The following is a 16853-nucleotide window of genomic DNA, read 5'->3' on the forward strand; positions in this document are numbered from 1 at the left end:
GCCCACCGGAAATGCGGCGGGCCGGGGCGCGCCCGGGCCCGCGGAGTGGAAGCATCAGCAGCGGCAAGCGGACACGCGAGACGGCGGAGGAGATTCGGCGATGACCGAGGCAGCAATGCGGCGCATCCCCGGCACACCGTGCTGGGTGAGCCTGATGGTGCACAGCCTCGGGACCACCGAGGACTTCTACAGCGCACTGTTCGGCTGGGAGTACGCCCCGGGCCCCGATTCGCTCGGCCCGTACGTCCGGGCCCTGCTGGACGGCAAGGAGGTGGCGGGCATCGGCCAGATGCCGCCGGACCGCCACCTGCCGGTCGCCTGGACCACCTACCTGGCCACCGACGACGCGGACGAGACGGCGGAGGCCATCCGCTGCTGCGGCGGCACGGTGGCGGTGGGCCCGCTGGATGCGGGCCAGGCCGGGCGGATGGCCATCTGCTCCGACCCGGCCGGCGCGGTCTTCGGGATCTGGCAGGCCTCGGCCCACATCGGCACCCGGCTGAGCGGGACGCCGGGCACCCCTGTCTGGAACGAGCTGGTCACCCAGGACACCACGATGGTCGGCAAGTTCTACCAGTCGGTGTTCGGCCACGAGGCCCAGGCCGTGGACTCCGCCGAGCTCGACTACCTGACCCTGCACCTGGGCGGCCTGCCGGTCGCCTCGGTCCACGGCGTGGGCCGCGCGCTGCCGCACGACCGGGGCGCGCACTGGATGACGTACTTCGAGGTGGCGGACACCGACCGGGCCGCCGACCAGGTCCTCGACCTCGGCGGGCGCGTCGTCAAGGCGCCCCGCGAGGGCGCCCTCGGCCGCCTGGCCACGGTCGCCGACCCGGAGGGCGCGGTCTTCACGATCGTCCAGTCCATGCCCTGACCGGGACGGAACGGCACGGCCTCGGAACCGGACCGGTGACCGTCAGCGCGTCTGCTCCAGACAGCGCCGCAGGTCCGCCGGGCCGATCCGGTCGAGGCCGTCGGCGAAGACGCGCCGCGGCGACGGCGGTACGGGCAGCAGGGACGGCACCACGAGGACCGCGCAGCCCGCCGCGTCGGCCGAGGCGGCCCCGTCCGGGGAGTCCTCGACGGCGACGCAGCCGCCCGCCGGCACCCCGAGGCGTTCGGCCGCGGCCCGGTACGGGTCGGGGTGGGGCTTGGTCCGTGCGGTGTCGTCGGCGGAGAGGGTGAAGGCGAACGGCACGCGGGCCAGCGCTCCCCGGGTGACCGAGTCGACCACGGCCCTCGGGGAGGCGCTCACCAGGGCGAACGGGACGCCCTCCCGCTCGAGTTCGGAGAGCAGCCGCGCGGCGCCCGGCCGCATGGGCGCACCGGCCTCCACCCGGCGGAAGAACTCCGCGCCGAGTTCCGCCGCGACGCGCTCCGCCCCGCCGCGGCCGGTGATCCGTACGAGGTGGGCGGCGGTGTCCTCGACGGCGCGGCCGACGACCTCCGGGGCGTCGGTCGGGCCGAGCCGGTGGCCGAGTCCGGCCGCCACCTCGGAGGTCACGTCCCACCACAGCCCTTCGGTGTCCACCAGCGTGCCGTCCATGTCGAACAGGACGGCGGCCAGGGCGGTCACGCAGTCGCCCGCGGTACGACGAGCACCGGCCGGTCGGCGAGCGCGATGGCCGCACGGACGCCGGGCAGCAGGTCGTCCGCGTCCCGCGAGGGGAGGTCGGCCTTGACGGTGCCGCCTTCCGGGAGGTCGAGCAGCACCCGGGTGACGGCACCGAAGAAGGAGGTGGAGACCACGGTGGCGGTGCCGTCCGAGTCGGCGGTCACCGCCACGTTCTCCGGGCGGACCAGGACGTCGACCTCGGGCCCGTCCGGGGCCGGGCCGTCCACCGGAAGCGTGCGCCCGGCGACCTCGACCAGAGCGCTGCCCCCGTTGCCGCCGCTGTCGCCGCCGGCGCCGCGGTCGGCCAGCCGGCCCGCCAGCCGGTTCATGGTGCCGACGAACTCGGCGACGAAGGTGGTGGCGGGGCGCGCGTACAGCTCGGCCGGCGGCGCGCACTGCTCCAGCCGGCCCGCGTTGAGGACCGCGACCCGGTCGGCCATCGACAGGGCTTCCTCCTGGTCGTGCGTGACGAAGACGGTGGTGACGCCCAGGGAGAGCTGGAGCCTCCGGATCTCCTCGCGCAGGCTCAGCCGTACCTTCGCGTCGAGCGCCGACAGCGGCTCGTCCAGCAGCAGGACCCGCGGTTCCAGGGCCAGGGCGCGGGCGAGGGCCACGCGCTGCTGCTGCCCGCCGGAGAGCTGGTGGGGGTAGCGGTCGCCGTGCCGGGGCAGCCCGACGAGCTCGAGGAGTTCGGCGGCCCGCGCCTGCCGGCGGGCGGCGGGCACCTTGCGCACGCGCAGGCCGAAGGCGACGTTGTCGCGGGCGGTGAGGTGGGGGAAGAGGCTGTACGACTGGAAGACCATGCCGGCGTCGCGCCGGTTGGCCGGTACGCCGGTGATGTCCCGGCCGTCGACGAGGACTTCGCCCGAGTCGGGCTGTTCGAAGCCGGCAACCATGCGCAGGGCGGTGGTCTTGCCGCAGCCCGAGGGGCCGAGCAGGGCGAGCAGTTCGCCGGGCTCGACGGTCAGGTCGAGGCCGTCGAGGGCGACGGTGGAGCCGAAGGTCCGTCGCAGGGAGCGGAATTCGACCCGGGCTCCGGTGGTGGCGGCCGGCCGGGGCCGTTCCGCGGTGGCTGAGGACATGGGTCAGGACTCCTTGGGGGAGGGCGCCGAAGCGGATGAGGCCGTTCCAGTGCGGGAAAGGACCAGCAGCAGCACCCAGGTGAGGACGAGGCTGAGGATGGAGACGGCCACGGACATCCGGGCCTGGGCGCCGGAGATCGACACGATCCACACGGCGAACGGCTGGAAGCCGAGCAGGGAGGCGATGGTGAACTCGCCCAGGACCAGCGCCAGCGTGAGGAAGGCGGCGCCCGCCAGCGAGGACCGGAGGTTCGGCAGCAGCACCCGGACGACCGTGTACGGCCAGGACGCACCGCAGCTGCGGGCGGCCTCCACCAGGGTCGGCACGTCGACGGCCCGCAGTCCGGCGTCCAGTGAGCGGTACACGAAGGGCAGGGCCAGGACGGTGTAGGCCAGGACCAGCACGAGCGGGAACGACTCGTTCTGCACGGCGATGAAGGTCTGGTAGAGGGGGGTGTGCGACAGGTGTTCCGGCCCCCAGCGCAGCACCGTGCTGATGCCGGTGACCAGGGCGATCGGCGGCACGACCAGCGGCAGCATGCACATCACCTCGATCACCGGACGCAGCCGGGGCGAGCCGAGCCGTACGGCGATCAGGGCGGGCACGGTGAGCACCAGGGAGAGCGCGATGGTGGCGGCGGCGAGGCCCAGGGAGAGCAGCAGGCTCTCGGTGAACCCGTCGGCGGCCAGCAGCTCCGTGTAGGCGTCGAAGGAGAGGCCCCGGCCCGGGATGTGCACGGTGAAGACGAACGAGGCGACGAGCGGGACGAGGAAGTACGCACCGGCGAGGGCGAGGACGAGCCCGCGCCAGATCCGCGGGCGCCGCCGGGCGGGTGCCCGGCCGGGGCGGACGCGCGGCGCCGGGGCTTCCGCCTCGACCGGCGCGCTCTCCGGGACGCTCTCCGGCGCAGGCTCCGGCGCGCTCTCCGGCGCAGGCTCCGGCGCGGGCTCCGGGGACGCGTCCGGGGCGGTGGGGGTCATCGCAGCCATCGGGCGCTCCGTCGCGTCAGGGGCAGGTAGACCGCCATGACCAGGCCGGCGATCAGGATCATGTCGAGCCCGAGGGCGAGTGCCACGTTCTCCTGGCCGACCAGGACGTTCCCGGAGAGCGCGTCCGCGATCTTCAGGGTGACCAGCGGCACCGAGCCGCCGACCAGGGCGGCGGCCGTGGCGTGCGCGGCGAAGGCCGTACCGAAGAGGAGTACGAAACCGCCGAGCAGGGAGGGGGCGAGCACGGGCAGGCCGACGTGGCGCCAGAACTGCCAGGGGGTGGCGCCCGCGTTGCGGGCCGCCTCCCGCCACTGGGGTCGCAGCCCGTCCAGCGCGGGCACGGTGACCAGGACCATGAGCGGGATCAGGAAGAAGAGGTAGACCACGGCCAGGCCGGTGAAGGAGTACAGGTCCCAGCCCAGACTGCCGAGGTCGGCGAGCTGGGTGACCACTCCGGAGATGCCGAGGGTGGCGATGAACGCGAAGGCCAGGGGGACGCCGCCGAAGTTGGCCAGCACGCCCGAGGCGGTCAGCGTCGCGTTGCGCAGGGCGCGGGAGCGGGAGGTGACGACGGCCTGCCCGATCAGGATCCCGAGGACGGCGCCGATGAGCGCGGTGAGCGCGGACAGTTCGACGCTGCCGATGAGGGAGCCGAGGTAGGGGCCTTGCAGGGAGCGGGCCAGGTGCTCACCGGTCAGGGAGGTGGTGCCCGTTCCGGGGGCGGTGCGGGTGACCGCGCCGAAGACCAGGGCACCGAGCGGGATGCCGAAGCACAGGCCGGCGAAGACGAGGAGCGGGAGCGCCGCGAGCCAGGTGCGGGGGCCGCGCCGCCGGCGGCGGGCGCCGCCGGCGGGTGTGGAAACGGAGGGGCCCGTTTGAGGGGTGGGGGCAGACATCAGGAGAGGGCCTTGTCCCACTTCTCGGCGAGGGTGGCCTTGGCCTTGTCGAGCTCGGCGGAGGCGGGGAAGTTCGGCGTGCCCTCCACCTTGGGGAGCTTGGCGACGGAGCCCTGGTCGGCGGTGCCCGCGGTGGTCATGGCGGGCAGCAGCACGGGGCGGGCGTAGCCCTTGAGCCACAGGTTCTGGCCCTCGGTGCTGTAGAGGAACTCCATCCACAGGCGGGCGGCGGCCGGGTGCGGGGCCTCCTTGTTGATGGCCTGGGAGTAGAACTGGGCGTAGACGCCGTCGGTGGGGACGGCGACCTTCCAGTCGACGCCCTTGCCCTTGAACTGGTCGGCGTAGCCGGCGTTCAGGTAGTCCCAGTCGATGCTGATGGGCGTCTCGCCCTTCTCGACGGTGGCCGGGGTGGACTCGACCGGGATGAAGTTCCCGCTCTTCTTCAGCTTCCCGAAGAAGTCGATGCCCGGCTGGATGTCGGCGAAGGAGCCCTTGTTGGCGAGCGCGGCCGCGTAGACGCCGCCGAAGGCCGAACCGGACTTGGTGGGGTTGCCGTTGAGGGCGACCTTGCCCTTGTACTCGGGCTTGAGGAGGTCGGCGAAGGTCTGCGGGCAGACCGTGATGCGCTCGGCGTCGCAGCCGATGGAGACGTAGCCGCCGTAGTCGTTGTACCAGCGGCCGTCCGCGTCCTTCTGGCCTGCCGGGATCTTGTCCCACGCCTCGACCTTGTACGGGGCGAACAGGCCCTCGGCGGCGCCGCTGCGGGCGAAGGCGATGCCCAGGTCGAGGACGTCGGGGGCGCGGTCCTGGCCCTTGCGGGACTTCACCGCGGCGATCTCGTCGGCGCTGGAGGCGTCCGGGTTCTCGCTCTTGACCTTGATCTTGTACTTGGCCTCGAAGGCCTTGATGATCTCGCCGTAGTTCGCCCAGTCCGGCGGCAGGGCGATCACGTTGAGCTCGCCCTCCTTCTCGGCGGCCGCGACGAGGTTCTTCATGCCGCCGAACGCGGTGGCCGAGGCGGCGGTCTTCGCATCCGCCGTGGCGCCGGCGGCACCGGTGGCTCCCGCGGCCGGGGCGTCGGGCTTGGCCCCGCACGCGGCGCTGAGGGCGGTGAGCGCGGCGGCGCCGAGCAGGACGGCCACGCGGCGGCCGGAAGGTCTTGGCACAGGAGACTCCTGAAGCGAGAGGGGGTTACTTGTCTGAACAAGTCGAGCCCTACTTCGCCCGTGCCGACCGACGCCGAGATGAACGGGGCATGGCCGGTCCGGGAGCGCCGAACGAAGACACGGCGCGCATGAAGTCCAGGTGAACGCAGTCGTGTTGAAGATCTCAGGACGGGTACGGATCGATTGCGGTCAGGGTTAGAGTGGGCGTCAGGTCGGCACCCAGGGTGACCGGCTGCACACAACCGCGCAGCAGCGAAGGGGGGCCGGCAGGTGGGGACGGCGCGCTATCTGGAGATCGCGGACGGCATCCGCCGGGCGATACTCGAAGGCGACCACCCCGTCGGGGCCCGGCTCCCGTCCGAGAGCGAGCTGGTGGCCCGCTGGTCGGCATCGCGCGGGACCGTCCGCCAGGCCGTCGCCCTGCTGACCTCCGAGGGGCTGATCGGCTCCCGCCAGGGTGCGCGCCGCATCGTGCTCCGCCAGGAGCGGCGCCACAGCTTCGCCGAGCTGAACAGCTTCGCCCAATGGGCCCGGGGCATGGGCCTGAGCGCCGGCAGCCGGATCCTCGTACGGTCGAGGCGGCCGGCCACGGCCGAGGAGGCCCGCAGGCTGGCCCTGCCCGCGGACGGCGAGGTCCTGCACGTCCTGCGCCTGCGCTCGCTGGACGGCGAGCCGGCGATGGTGGAGCGCACCGCCTACGCGGACTGGGCCGCGCCGGCGGTCGAGGCGCTGCCCGAGGACTGCGTGTCGATCATGGACAGCATCGCGCGGGACGCGGGCATCGTCGCCCAGTACGGCGAGCACCTCATCGACGCCGTGCCGGCGGGCACCGAGGACGCCGGCCTGCTGCAGGTCCGCCGGGGCAGCCCGCTGCTGCGCCAGCGCCACGTCACCTGCGACCAGTCGGGCCGCCCCATCGAATGGAGCGACGACCGCTACCGGCCCGGCAGCGTCACCTTCAGCGTGACCAACTCCGCCACCGCGACCCCCTTGGAACGCCACCGCGGGGCACCGCCCGCCTGAGGCCAGTACGCCTGAGGTCGGTACGCACTGAAGTCGGTACGCCTGAGGTCAGTACGGTCGGGGCGACATCACCTGGGGCTCCGCCCCGGCCACCTCCAGGAAGCACCGCGGCACACCGGGCCCGGGTACGGCGCGGACGGACACGGGCATGGGCGGCTCGGCGGGCAGCTCGACGGGCACGGTGACCGGGTGGTCGTCGTGCGTCGTGCCGTGACCGGTCTCCTTGCCGTCGACGAGCACCTCCACGATGACGGTGTGGCCCGTCTGCACGGTGGCGCTGACCGAGTGCCCGGCGTGATCGATGTGGAAGTGATGGCGTCGTCTCATGGTCCGCCTCCCGTGCCGACCACGACCGGACCGGCCACTTTCCAGGGTAGCCGCGCGACCGGCCCCGGGCCCGGTCGGCCGGAGCGGCCCGCGCACCGCTCGGCCGCGGGCGGGCCGGGGATGGTTCCGGCCCGCCCGCGGTGCCCGTCGCGTCAGGGGTACCCGTCGCGTCGGACGTGCCCGTCGCGTCAGACGCCGAAGTCGGCGGTGATGCCGGCCAGGCCGGAGGCGTACCCCTGGCCGACGGCGCGGAACTTCCACTCTTCGCCGCTGCGGTAGAGCTCACCGAAGATCATCGCGGTTTCGGTCGCGGCGTCCTCGGAGAGGTCGTAGCGGGCGAGTTCGGCGCCGCCCGCCTGGTTGACGACCCGGATGAAGGCGTTGCGGACCTGGCCGAAGCTGTGGCCGCGGCTGTCGGCCTCGTGGATCGAGACGGGAAAGACGATCTTCGCGACATCGGCGGGCACCGCGGCCAGGTCGACCTTGATGACCTCGTCGTCGCCCTCGCCCTCACCGGTGAGGTTGTCACCGGTGTGCTCGACCGAACCGTCCGGGCTCTTCAGGTTGTTGTAGAAGACGAAGTTGCCGCTGGAGGCGACCTTGCCGGACTCCCCCACCAGCAGCGCGCTGGCATCGAGGTCGTAATCGGTGCCGGTGGTCGTGCGGACGTCCCAGCCCAGGCCGACCAGTACGGCGGTCAGGCCGGGGGCCTCCTTGCTCAGCGAGACGTTGCCGCCCTTGGAAAGGCTCACACCCATGTCGCATCCCTCTCGTGTTGTCGGACTTGTGCCGTCGAGCCCGAAATCTACTGCCGGACACCGCCTCCACCCGGGTGCGCCACCCCGCTCCGCTCAGGACGGAGAGTCCCTGGACGGCCAGGGGCTTTACTTACCCATTACCATTGTCCAGCGGATAATGTCCCGCCACAGGCAGCAACCGGACCGGCCCACCCGAGTCCGCCGAGTGAAGAAGGAGCAGCAGACCCGCAATGGGTGAACCTCCCAGTCCCAGCCGTGCCACGCCCTGCCCGCAGATTCCGAGCCGGGGAGCGGGGGTGGCACGGTGACCGAAGTCCTGCTGCTGCTTCTCGCGCTGGCTCTGACGCTGGCGTGTGCGGTGTTCGTCGCCGCCGAGTTCTCCCTCACCACGGTCGAGCGCAGTGAGCTCGAGCGCGCCGTCACCGCGGGTGAGCGGGGTGCCGAAAGCGCCCTGAAGGCCGCCAAGCGGCTCACCTTCCAGCTGTCCGGCGCCCAGCTCGGCATCACCGTGACCTCACTGGTGATCGGCATGCTCGCCGAGCCGTCCGTGGCCGCCCTGCTGCGGGGGCCGCTGGAAGCCGCCGGGCTCCCGGCCGGCGCGGTCTCGACCACCGCGACCCTGCTGGGCGTGGCCCTGTCGACGGTCGTCCTGATGGTGGTCGGGGAGCTGGTCCCGAAGAACTGGGCGATCTCGCACCCGCTGGGCGTGGCGAAGGTCGTCGCGGGCCCGCAGCGCGGCTTCACCGCCGCGTTCGCCCCGCTGATCCGGCACCTGAACAACACGGCGAACCGCCTGGTGCGCCGCTTCGGGCTGGAGCCCGCCGAGGAGCTGGCCTCCGCCCGCACCCCGGAGGAACTGGTCGCACTCGTCCAGCACTCCGCCCGTGAGGGCGCGATCGAGGCGGACTCGGCCGAGCTGTTCGTGAAGACCCTGCACCTGGCGGAGCTGACCGCGGAGAACGTGATGACCCCGCGCGTCGACGTCCAGGCCCTGGCGGCCCACGCCACCGCCGCCGACGCCGCGAACCTGACCCTGGCCACCGGCATCTCCCGCTTCCCGGTCTACCGCGACACCCTGGACGAGGTGATCGGCACCCTCCACATCCGGGACGTCCTCGCCCTGGACGAGGACGAGCGCGCCGCCACCCCGGTCGCGGACCTGATGACCTCGGCGCTGCTGGTGCCGCACTCCCTTCCCGTGGACCGGCTGCTGGGCCGGCTGCGCAAGGCCCGCACCATGGCCGTGATCATCGACGAATACGGCGGCACCGCCGGCGTGGCGACCGTCGAGGACATCGTGGAAGAGGTCGTCGGCGAGGTCCGCGACGAGCACGACCCGATGGAGGTCCCCGACCTCGTCGAAGCGCCCGAGGAGGACGGACGCCGCGTGTGGGAGGCGGACGGCAGCGTCCGCGTCGACGAGCTCGCGGAGATCGGCCTGGCCGCGCCCGAAGGCCCGTACGAGACCCTCGCCGGCCTGATCGCGACCCGCCTGGCGCGCATCCCCGTCGAGGGCGACACGGTGGTCGTGGACGGCTGGGAGCTGTCCGTACTCGACATAGAGCACCACCGCGCCGACCGGGTGTCGATCACCGCACCGGCCGGTCCCACCACCACCGAGGAGCAGGGCCGATGACCGCGATCCAGCTGCTGATCGGTGCGTTCACGCTGATCACCAACGCCTTCTTCGTCGGCGCCGAGTTCGCGCTGATCTCCGTACGGCGCAGCCAGGTCGAACCGGCGGCCCTCAAGGGCGACCGGCGGGCGAAGGCCACCCTGTGGGGGCTGGAGCACCTCTCGGCGATGATGGCCACCGCCCAGCTCGGCATCACCGTCTCCTCCCTGGTCCTGGGCGCGGTCGCCGAGCCCGCCATCGCCCACCTGCTGGAACCCCCGTTCCACAGCATCGGCGTCCCCGAGGCGCTGATCCACCCGATCGCGTTCGTCATCGCGCTCGCCCTGGCGACGTACCTGCACATGCTGGTCGGCGAGATGGTGCCCAAGAACATCGCGCTCGCCGCCCCGGCACCCACCGCCCTGCTCCTGGGCCCGCCCCTGGTGGCGCTCACCCGCACCCTGCGTCCCTTCGTCTTCGGCATCAACGCCTTCGCCAACGCCCTGCTGCGGCTGATGAAGGTCGAGCCCAAGGACGAGGTCGGGTCCGTCTTCACCGACGACGAACTCGCCCGCCTGGTCAAGGACTCCAGCGCCGCCGGCCTCCTCGCGCCCGAGGACGGCGAACGCCTCCAGGACGCCCTGGAGCTCGGCACCCGCCCCGTCGGCGACGTCATGGTCTCCCTCGACCGGGTGGTCACCGTCGCCCACGACATCACCCCCCGCGGCCTGGAACGGACCGCCGCCAGCCACGGCTACTCCCGTCTGCCGGTCACCGGCCCCGGCGACGAGATCCTCGGCTACCTCCACATCAAGGACGCCCTGGCCGCCCCCGACCGCACCGCGCCCTTCCCCCGCGCGTCCCTGCACCCGATCACCAAGGTGGCCCTCGACACCCCCCTGGACGACACCATGACCGCCATGCGCGCGGCCGGCACGCACCTCGCCGCCGTCACCGGCAACAAGGGCACCGTCCTCGGCTTCGTCACCATGGAAGACGTCCTGGAAGAACTGGTCGGCGCCGCCCACGACCCCGACGCCTGACCCGAGCAGCGGGTCGTCGAGCAGCGGCGGGACCTCGGTGCCCCGGGGTGCGGTGTCGGGCAGGTCGTCATACCGATGTCCCCGGCACCGCGCCGCCCGTTGGGGTCAGGCCCGCCTCCTGCCGATGGCGTAGGCGAGGCCCCAGGCTGCTGCCGCGGCGACCACGAGGCCCGACAGGGAGAGCCATTCCGTATCGCTCTGGCTGCCCCACCACGCCTTGGCCGGGAAGAAGGGGTCGATCTCCATCATGTCGCCGACGGCTGCGGGCGTTTCGCGTGCGGCGATGACGAGCGGTATCGCGTTGGTGTAGCCGAAGAAGGCGCCGAGCGGGGCCACGACGGCCGCGCCGATCCGGGCGCCGTTGCTGCGGCGGCCCACCAGGCCGACCAGGGCGCCGACGGCAACTCCGTTGAGCAGGGCGTGGAGTACGTAGAGGGTGTGCGCCTGGTGTTCCGTCTGGTCTTCGTAGGTGGCCAGGATGATGCCGCTGTAGAGCATCGCGACGATCACCGAGGCGAGCAGCCCGAGGAAGAACGCCCCTACCGGGTGGCCGGTGTTCGGCCGCCGACCGGGGGGCGCGGGGTGGGGGTACGGGTGGCCGGGCGGCTGCATCGGCCAACCCGGCTGCACCGGTGCCTGCCCCGGCATGGGCGGCGGGGCACCGTACCCCAAGGGCTGCTGGGATACGGCAGGTTGGGTGTACGGGTTGTGCTGCGGCGGCTGGTGCTGGCTCATGATCCCCCGTTGAACGAAGACAGGTAGGGGAGCAAGCTATCAACGAGGCCGGCAGGGCCCGCGGGGTGTCTTGCCGAGCAGGACGGTCAGGCGTGGTTGACCGGGAGGACGTCCGGGGAGAGGGCGCCGGCGTGGGCCGAGGCCGAGGTCATGCGGCGGCGGTGGTGGCGGCGGCAGAGGACCTCGTAGCCGATCTCCTCGGCGGGGCGGTTCACGTCGCCGACGACGACCTGGGCGCCCTCCACGACCATCCGGCCGCCCACCGTGCGGGCGTTGTGGGTGGCGCGGGCCCCGCACCAGCACAGGGCCTCGACCTGGAGCTGCTCGATCCGGTCGGCCAGCTCGATCAGCCGCTGCGAGCCCGGGAAGAGCTTGGTGCGGAAGTCGGTGGTGATGCCGAAGGCGAAGACGTCCATGTCGAGGTCGTCGACGATGCGGGCGAGCTGGTCGATCTGCTCGGGGGCGAGGAACTGCGCCTCGTCGACGATCACGTAGTCGGCCTTGCCGCCCTTGGAGAGCTGCGCGACCAGGTAGGCGTACAGGTCCATGCCCTCGCCCGCCTCGACCGCCTCCGTCACCAGGCCGAGGCGGGAGGAGATCTTGCCCTCGCCCGCCCGGTCGTCGCGGGTGAAGATCACACCCTGGAGTCCGCGGGCAGAGCGGTTGTGGCCGATCTGGAGCGCCAGAGTGCTCTTTCCGCAGTCCATCGTTCCGGAGAAGAACACCAGCTCGGGCATGGGAAGTACGGGACCTTTCGGCGGAGTGGGGGGACGGACGGCCGGGGGCGGGCGGGCGTCAGGAGGAGCGGATTTCGAGCAGCGGGACCAGCTGCTCGGCCGGGGTCATCGAGCCGTGCATGCCGGTGAGGCCGGACTCGTTCGGCTCGTTGACGGAGGCGGTGATCGCAACGTCGGCGTGGGCGGCGGCGACCACGTCGCCGATCCGGCCGAGCACCCGCTCGTCGCACTCCCCGGGCGGCCCGAACCAGCCGCGGTCCAGGGCCTCTTCGCGGCTCGCGATCCAGAAGCGGTCGCCCAGGACCTCCCGCCAGACGGCCAGGACGTCGGACTCCGCGCCGGGTACGGCGTACACGTGCCGGGCCCGGCCCTCGCCGCCCAGCAGGGCGACGCCCGCGCCGAGTTCCCAGTCCTCGTCGAAGTCGATCCGGGAGTCCTCGTCGAACGGGATGTCCACCATGCCGTGGTCGGCGGTGACGTACAGCGCGGTGCGCGGCGGGAGTTGCTCGGCGAGCCGCTGCACGAGGCGGTCCACGTGCATCAGCTGGCCGCGCCAGGCGTCGGAGTCCACCCCGTGCCGGTGGCCGGCGCCGTCGAGCTCGCTGTAGTACGTGTACACGAGCGAGCGGTCCCCGGCGGCCAGCCGGTCGGCGGCCAGGTCCATCCGCTCCTCGCCGGTCATCCGGCCGAGGAAGGTGCCGCCGCTGAGCGCGATCTTGGTGAGCGGAGTGGTCTGGAAGGCCGGGGAGGACACCTGGGCCGTGGCGATGCCGGCCGCGTCGGCGAGCTGGAAGACCGTCGGGTACGGCTGCCAGACCTGCGGCGAGGTCCACGGCTGCCAGCGGAGCTGGTTCATCAGCTCGCCGCTCGCCGGGTTGCGGACGGCGTAGCCGGGCAGGCCGTGCCGGGCCGGAGGCAGGCCGGTGCCGACCGAGGCCAGCGAGGTGGCGGTGGTCGCCGGGAAGCCGGAGGTGATCGGCCGTCCGGTGCCGCCGCGCGAGGTGGGCAGCAGGGAGGTCAGGTACGGCGCCCACTCCGGGTGCGCGACGATCTGCTCCCAGCCGAGCCCGTCGATCAGGAACACGCAGTTCCGGTCGGCCGGGGTGAGCTCCGCGAGAGTGGCGGAGAGGCCCGGCACGCCCTGGCCGGCCGCGAGCGTGGGCAGCAGATCGGCGAGCGAGCCGGTGCCGTACTCCGGGACGGGGGCGCTGCCGAGGTCCAGCAGCTCCGGGTCGTGCCAGTCCTGCGCGGGCGAGTACGTCATCAGCGGGCGGAACCCGATGCGGTCGCGGTGGCCGCGGTGGCTTCGCTGAGCGCCTGGGCGAAGACCAGGGTCTGGCGGACCGCCTCCGGGCCGTCACCGGCTTCGCTGACCCGCAGGCTCAGGTCGTCGGCGGTGGAGTTGCCGGTGTAGCCGTGGTCGGAGTCGCAGTTCGGGTCGCCGCAGGCGGCGGGCTCCAGGTCGATGCGGGAGACGGCTCCCCAGCCGATGGTGAGGACGACCTCACGGGGCAGGGTGCCGGGGGTGTACGACTCCGGGTTGGCGACGACCCGGCTGAGCACCACCGAGGAGATGCTGGCGAGCTTGACCGACTCGGTCGAGGTGGTCGCGTACGGGGAGGGGGATCCGGCGTCCGCGGCCTGCTCGTCGGTGTGGCTGACGATGAACCGGTTGCCGGTCAGGACCAGCACGGTGACGTGCCGGCGCACCTCGTTGGAGTCGAAGGTGGTCTCCTGGTGGACCAGGTACGACGAGATCGGCTCGCCGCCCACCGCGGCCTCCACGGCCTCGGCCACGAGGGCCGGGTAGTAGCCGCTGCGCTCGATCGCCGCGCGCAGCCCCTGGGTCGTCGTACCGGATTTCGCCATGAGGTCCATCCTAAGGCCCGTGCGGGGTGCCTCCCCCGCCCTCGCACCGCCCTCTAGTAACTCGGCAGGGTCCGCGGGCCCAGGTCGGTGCGGGCGGGCGGATGGGCGATGCGGACGGTGGCGCTCAGCACGGAGAGGCCCTCGGTGGCGACGACGACCGGTTCCAGGGTGACTCCGACCACCTCCGGGTGGTCGTCGACCAGCCGGGACAGCCGCAGCAGGAGTTCTTCCAGGGCCGGTGTGTCGACCGGGTCGCTGCCCCGCCAGCCGAACAGCAGCGGCGCGGTCCGGATGGAGCGGATCAGCTCGGCCGCGTCCCGGGCGGTGGCGGGGACGAGCCGGTGGGCGGTGTCGCCGAGGAGTTCGGAGGCGACCCCGGCGAGGCCGAACGAGAGGACGGCGCCGGCGGCCGGGTCGATCACGGAGCGGATGACGGTGTCCACGCCGCGCGGGACCATGGCCTGGACCACGGGCAGCAGCTCGGCCGGCTTCCCGAGGGAGTCGGTGAGCTCCTCGTACGAGCGGCGCAGCTCGGCTTCGGTGGTCAGGTCCAGGCGTACGCCGCCCAGGTCGGCGCGGTGTCGCAGGTGCGGGGCGGTGGTCTTCAGGGCGACCGGGTAGCCGAGCCGCCGGGCCCCTTCCACGGCCGCGTCGGAGGTCGGTGCGGGCAGGGTGGGCAGCACGCGGATCCCGTAGCGGGCCAGCAGCTCGCGGGCGTCGGTGTCGCCCAGGGTGACGGTTTCGGTCTCGGCGACGGGGGCGAGCAGGGCCGCCAGCTGGGCGGCCGCCCCGCTCTCGTCGATGTCCTCGTACTCGGGCACGTTGCCGGCCTCTGCGTTGGCGCGGCGCCAGTCGGCGTACCGGACGGCCTGGGCGAGGGCCCGGACGGCCCGCTCGGCGGCGGGGTAGGCGGGGATCCTCGCCGGCTTCCCGGGGGCGGGCCGCTCCCCCGCCTCGTCCGCCCCGTCCGCCCCGTCCGCGCCGTCCGCTCCGGACCCCGGGAGCTGCGCCGCGGGAGCGGGGCGCTCCGGGGGCGGGACCGCCGCCGGCGGGGTCCGGGGTGCGGCGGGGGCCGGGTTCCGCGCGGCGGACAGGGCGTCCGCCAGCTCGCCCAGCTCCACGTGGACCACGAGCACCGGCTTGGCCGGCCCCGCCTCGACGGCCGCGCGCAGGGCGTCCGCGAGCTCGTCGGCCAGCTCCGGCTCCCCCACCGAGGGAATCGCGGTGACGACGACCGCGTCGTTGGCCTCGTCGGCGAGTGCCCGCGCGAGCGCGTCGTGGAAGTCGGCGGGGGTGGCGTCGGTGGTCAGGTCGAGCGGGGCGTGCGGGCGCAGCCGCTCCCACAGGCAGGCGTCGTACGTGAGCACGCCGAGGGATTCGGAGTTGCCGAGGATGCCGACGCGGGGGCCGGCGGGCAGTGGCTGGGAGGCCAGCAGCAGGCCCGCGTCGACCAGTTCGGTGACCGTGTCCACGCGGATCACGCCGGCCTGGCGGAGCAGGGCGGAGACGGTGGCGTCGGGCAGCCGGGTGCCGGGGACCGCGTGGCCGGCGGGGGTGGCCCCGCTGTGGCGGCCGCCCTTGGCGACGACCACCGGCTTCACGGCGGAGGTGCGGCGGGCGAGGCGGGTGAACTTCCGCGGGTTGCCGAGGGTTTCGAGGTACAGCAGGGCCACGTCCGTGTCCGGGTCCTCGTACCAGTACTGGAGGATGTCGTTGCCCGAGACGTCGGCCCGGTTGCCGGCCGAGACGAACGAGGACAGGCCTTCGCCGCGCCGCAGCAGGCCGGACAGCAGGGCGATCCCGATGGCCCCGGACTGGGTGAACAGGCCGATGCGGCCGCGGGCGGGCGCGGGGGCGGGCGTCAGAGAGGCGTTGAGGCTCACCTCCGGCGAGGTGTTGATCACTCCGTACGCGTTGGGGCCGATGATCCGCATCCCGTACGAGCGGGCCTGGCGGACGAGTTCGCGCTGCCGGTCCTGCCCCTCGGGTCCGCTCTCGCCGTATCCGGCGGAGAGGACCACCAGGCCCTGGACGCCGTGCTCGCCGCAGGCGGCGACCGCCTCCGGGACCCGCTCGGCGGGGACCGCGACGACGGCGAGGTCGACCGGGGCGCCGATGTCGGCGAGGGTGCGGTAGGCGCGGACCCCTTCGAGGAGGTCACCGGCTATGCCGGGGGCGAGCGCGTCGTTCACGGCGTAGAGGTGGCCGCGGAAGCCGCTGTCGCGCAGGTTGCGCAGGGTGGCGGCGCCGACGCCGGAACCGGACCGGCTGACTCCGATCACCGCGACCGAGCCGGGGGCGAGCAGCCGCTGCACGGAGCGGGCCTCGGCGCGCAGCTCGCGGGCGCGCTGGACGGCGAGGGATTCGGCGGTGGGTTCGAGGTCGAGGGTGAGGTGGACGGAGCCGTCCTCGAAGCTGCGCCGCTGCTGGTAGCCGACGTCCTTGAACACCTTGATCATCTTGTTGTTGGCGGGCAGCACCTCGGCGACGAAGCGGCGGATGCCGCGTTCCCGGGCCACCGCGCCGATGTGTTCCAGGAGCGCGGAGGCGACTCCGCGGCCCTGGTGCGCGTCCTGGACCAGGAAGGCGACCTCGGCCCGGTCGGCGGTGCCGGAGGCGGGGCGGCCGTCGGGGCCGATGCGGTCGTAGCGGACGGTGGCGATGAACTCCCCGCCGACGGTGGCGGCGAGGCCGACCCGGTCCACGTAGTCGTGGTGCGTGAAGCGGTGCACGTCGCGGTCGGAGAGCCGGGGGTAGGGCGCGAAGAACCGGTAGTACTTCGACTCGTCCGACACCTGCTCGTAGAAGCTGACCAGGCGGCCGGCGTCCTCGGTGGTGATGGGCCTGATCCGGGCGGTGCCGCCGTCGCGCAGCACGACGTCCGCTTCCCAGTGGGCCGGGTACGAAGGGTCCGACGCGGTGGTCATGGCCTGATCCTAAGGCCGGAAAGGGCCGGAACGGGCCGGGAAGCGCTCGCGCGGCGCATTAGGCAACTCG

Annotated in this window: 16 protein-coding genes; 4 read left to right on the top strand and 12 right to left on the bottom strand. The window is 73.2% G+C overall.

The genetic code is table 11. The features are described 5' to 3' along the window. Positions 1–100 precede the first annotated feature (100 nt). Complete coding sequence (locus AB0447_RS26530; RefSeq protein ID WP_366479290.1) at positions 101–874, top strand: VOC family protein; 774 nt, start codon at positions 101–103, stop codon at positions 872–874. A 42-nt stretch (positions 875–916) separates the two neighbouring features. Here the strand turns inward: AB0447_RS26530 and AB0447_RS26535 are convergent, their stop codons facing one another. Genes AB0447_RS26535 through AB0447_RS26555 form a run of 5 tightly spaced genes read right to left on the bottom strand, consistent with a single transcriptional unit; the run spans position 917 to position 5749 of the window. Continuing rightward, a complete protein-coding gene (locus AB0447_RS26535; RefSeq protein WP_366479341.1) occupies positions 917–1546 on the bottom strand; it encodes an HAD family phosphatase in 630 nt (209 codons plus the stop codon). A gap of 26 nt (positions 1547–1572) precedes the next feature. Continuing rightward, positions 1573–2697 carry an ABC transporter ATP-binding protein gene (locus AB0447_RS26540; RefSeq protein ID WP_366479291.1) on the bottom strand — a complete coding sequence of 375 codons (1125 nt, stop codon included), beginning with the start codon at positions 2695–2697 and terminating at the stop codon, positions 1573–1575. Positions 2698–2700: 3 nt separating this feature from the next. Continuing rightward, the gene (locus AB0447_RS26545; RefSeq protein ID WP_366479293.1) at positions 2701–3687 is read right to left on the bottom strand and encodes an ABC transporter permease subunit; all 987 of its coding nucleotides are present in this window, start codon (positions 3685–3687) and stop codon (positions 2701–2703) included. Beyond that, positions 3675–4583: an ABC transporter permease subunit gene (locus AB0447_RS26550; protein WP_366479294.1), complete on the bottom strand. Its 909-nt coding sequence runs from the start codon at positions 4581–4583 to the stop codon at positions 3675–3677. The genes AB0447_RS26545 and AB0447_RS26550 overlap by 13 nt, the downstream gene beginning before the upstream one ends. Further along, positions 4583–5749 (bottom strand): ABC transporter substrate-binding protein, encoded by a 1167-nt coding sequence (locus AB0447_RS26555; RefSeq protein ID WP_366479295.1) that lies wholly within the window; start codon positions 5747–5749, stop codon positions 4583–4585. The genes AB0447_RS26550 and AB0447_RS26555 overlap by 1 nt, the downstream gene beginning before the upstream one ends. Positions 5750–6019: 270 nt before the next feature. On the opposite strand from AB0447_RS26555, the gene AB0447_RS26560 reads away from it, so the two are divergent. Then, on the top strand, positions 6020–6772 hold the full coding sequence (locus AB0447_RS26560; protein ID WP_366479296.1) for a GntR family transcriptional regulator: 753 nt from the start codon (positions 6020–6022) through the stop codon (positions 6770–6772). A 48-nt stretch (positions 6773–6820) separates the two neighbouring features. Here AB0447_RS26560 and AB0447_RS26565 read toward each other — a convergent pair whose 3' ends face one another. After that, positions 6821–7099: a hypothetical protein gene (locus AB0447_RS26565; RefSeq protein ID WP_366479297.1), complete on the bottom strand. Its 279-nt coding sequence runs from the start codon at positions 7097–7099 to the stop codon at positions 6821–6823. 188 nt (positions 7100–7287) lie between these two features. Further along, positions 7288–7857, bottom strand: coding sequence for a TerD family protein (locus AB0447_RS26570; RefSeq protein WP_366479298.1), 570 nt, complete (start codon positions 7855–7857; stop codon positions 7288–7290). 304 nt (positions 7858–8161) lie between these two features. On the opposite strand from AB0447_RS26570, the gene AB0447_RS26575 reads away from it, so the two are divergent. Together AB0447_RS26575 and AB0447_RS26580 are read left to right on the top strand one after the other, a co-directional pair. Next, positions 8162–9493 carry a hemolysin family protein gene (locus AB0447_RS26575; protein WP_366479300.1) on the top strand — a complete coding sequence of 444 codons (1332 nt, stop codon included), beginning with the start codon at positions 8162–8164 and terminating at the stop codon, positions 9491–9493. Beyond that, on the top strand, positions 9490–10515 hold the full coding sequence (locus tag AB0447_RS26580) for a hemolysin family protein (protein WP_366479301.1): 1026 nt from the start codon (positions 9490–9492) through the stop codon (positions 10513–10515). The genes AB0447_RS26575 and AB0447_RS26580 overlap by 4 nt, the downstream gene beginning before the upstream one ends. 105 nt (positions 10516–10620) lie before the next feature. Here AB0447_RS26580 and AB0447_RS26585 read toward each other — a convergent pair whose 3' ends face one another. The 5 genes from AB0447_RS26585 to AB0447_RS26605 form a co-directional block, all read right to left on the bottom strand. Then, positions 10621–11250 (bottom strand): hypothetical protein, encoded by a 630-nt coding sequence (locus AB0447_RS26585; RefSeq protein WP_366479302.1) that lies wholly within the window; start codon positions 11248–11250, stop codon positions 10621–10623. 86 nt (positions 11251–11336) lie between these two features. Then, positions 11337–11987, bottom strand: a complete 651-nt coding sequence (locus AB0447_RS26590; protein WP_366479303.1) for a thymidine kinase — start codon at positions 11985–11987, stop codon at positions 11337–11339. Between the two features lie 58 nt (positions 11988–12045). Then, the gene (locus AB0447_RS26595) at positions 12046–13251 is read right to left on the bottom strand and encodes a nucleotide pyrophosphatase/phosphodiesterase family protein (RefSeq protein WP_366479304.1); all 1206 of its coding nucleotides are present in this window, start codon (positions 13249–13251) and stop codon (positions 12046–12048) included. Continuing rightward, on the bottom strand, positions 13251–13856 hold the full coding sequence (locus AB0447_RS26600) for a DUF5998 family protein (RefSeq protein ID WP_366479305.1): 606 nt from the start codon (positions 13854–13856) through the stop codon (positions 13251–13253). The genes AB0447_RS26595 and AB0447_RS26600 overlap by 1 nt, the downstream gene beginning before the upstream one ends. A 53-nt stretch (positions 13857–13909) precedes the next feature. Beyond that, positions 13910–16783 (bottom strand): GNAT family N-acetyltransferase, encoded by a 2874-nt coding sequence (locus AB0447_RS26605; RefSeq protein ID WP_366479306.1) that lies wholly within the window; start codon positions 16781–16783, stop codon positions 13910–13912. Positions 16784–16853 lie beyond the last annotated feature (70 nt).

It is taken from the genome of Streptomyces sp. NPDC051211 (genome assembly GCF_040689505.1).
Taxonomy (GTDB): Bacteria; Actinomycetota; Actinomycetes; order Streptomycetales; family Streptomycetaceae; genus Streptomyces.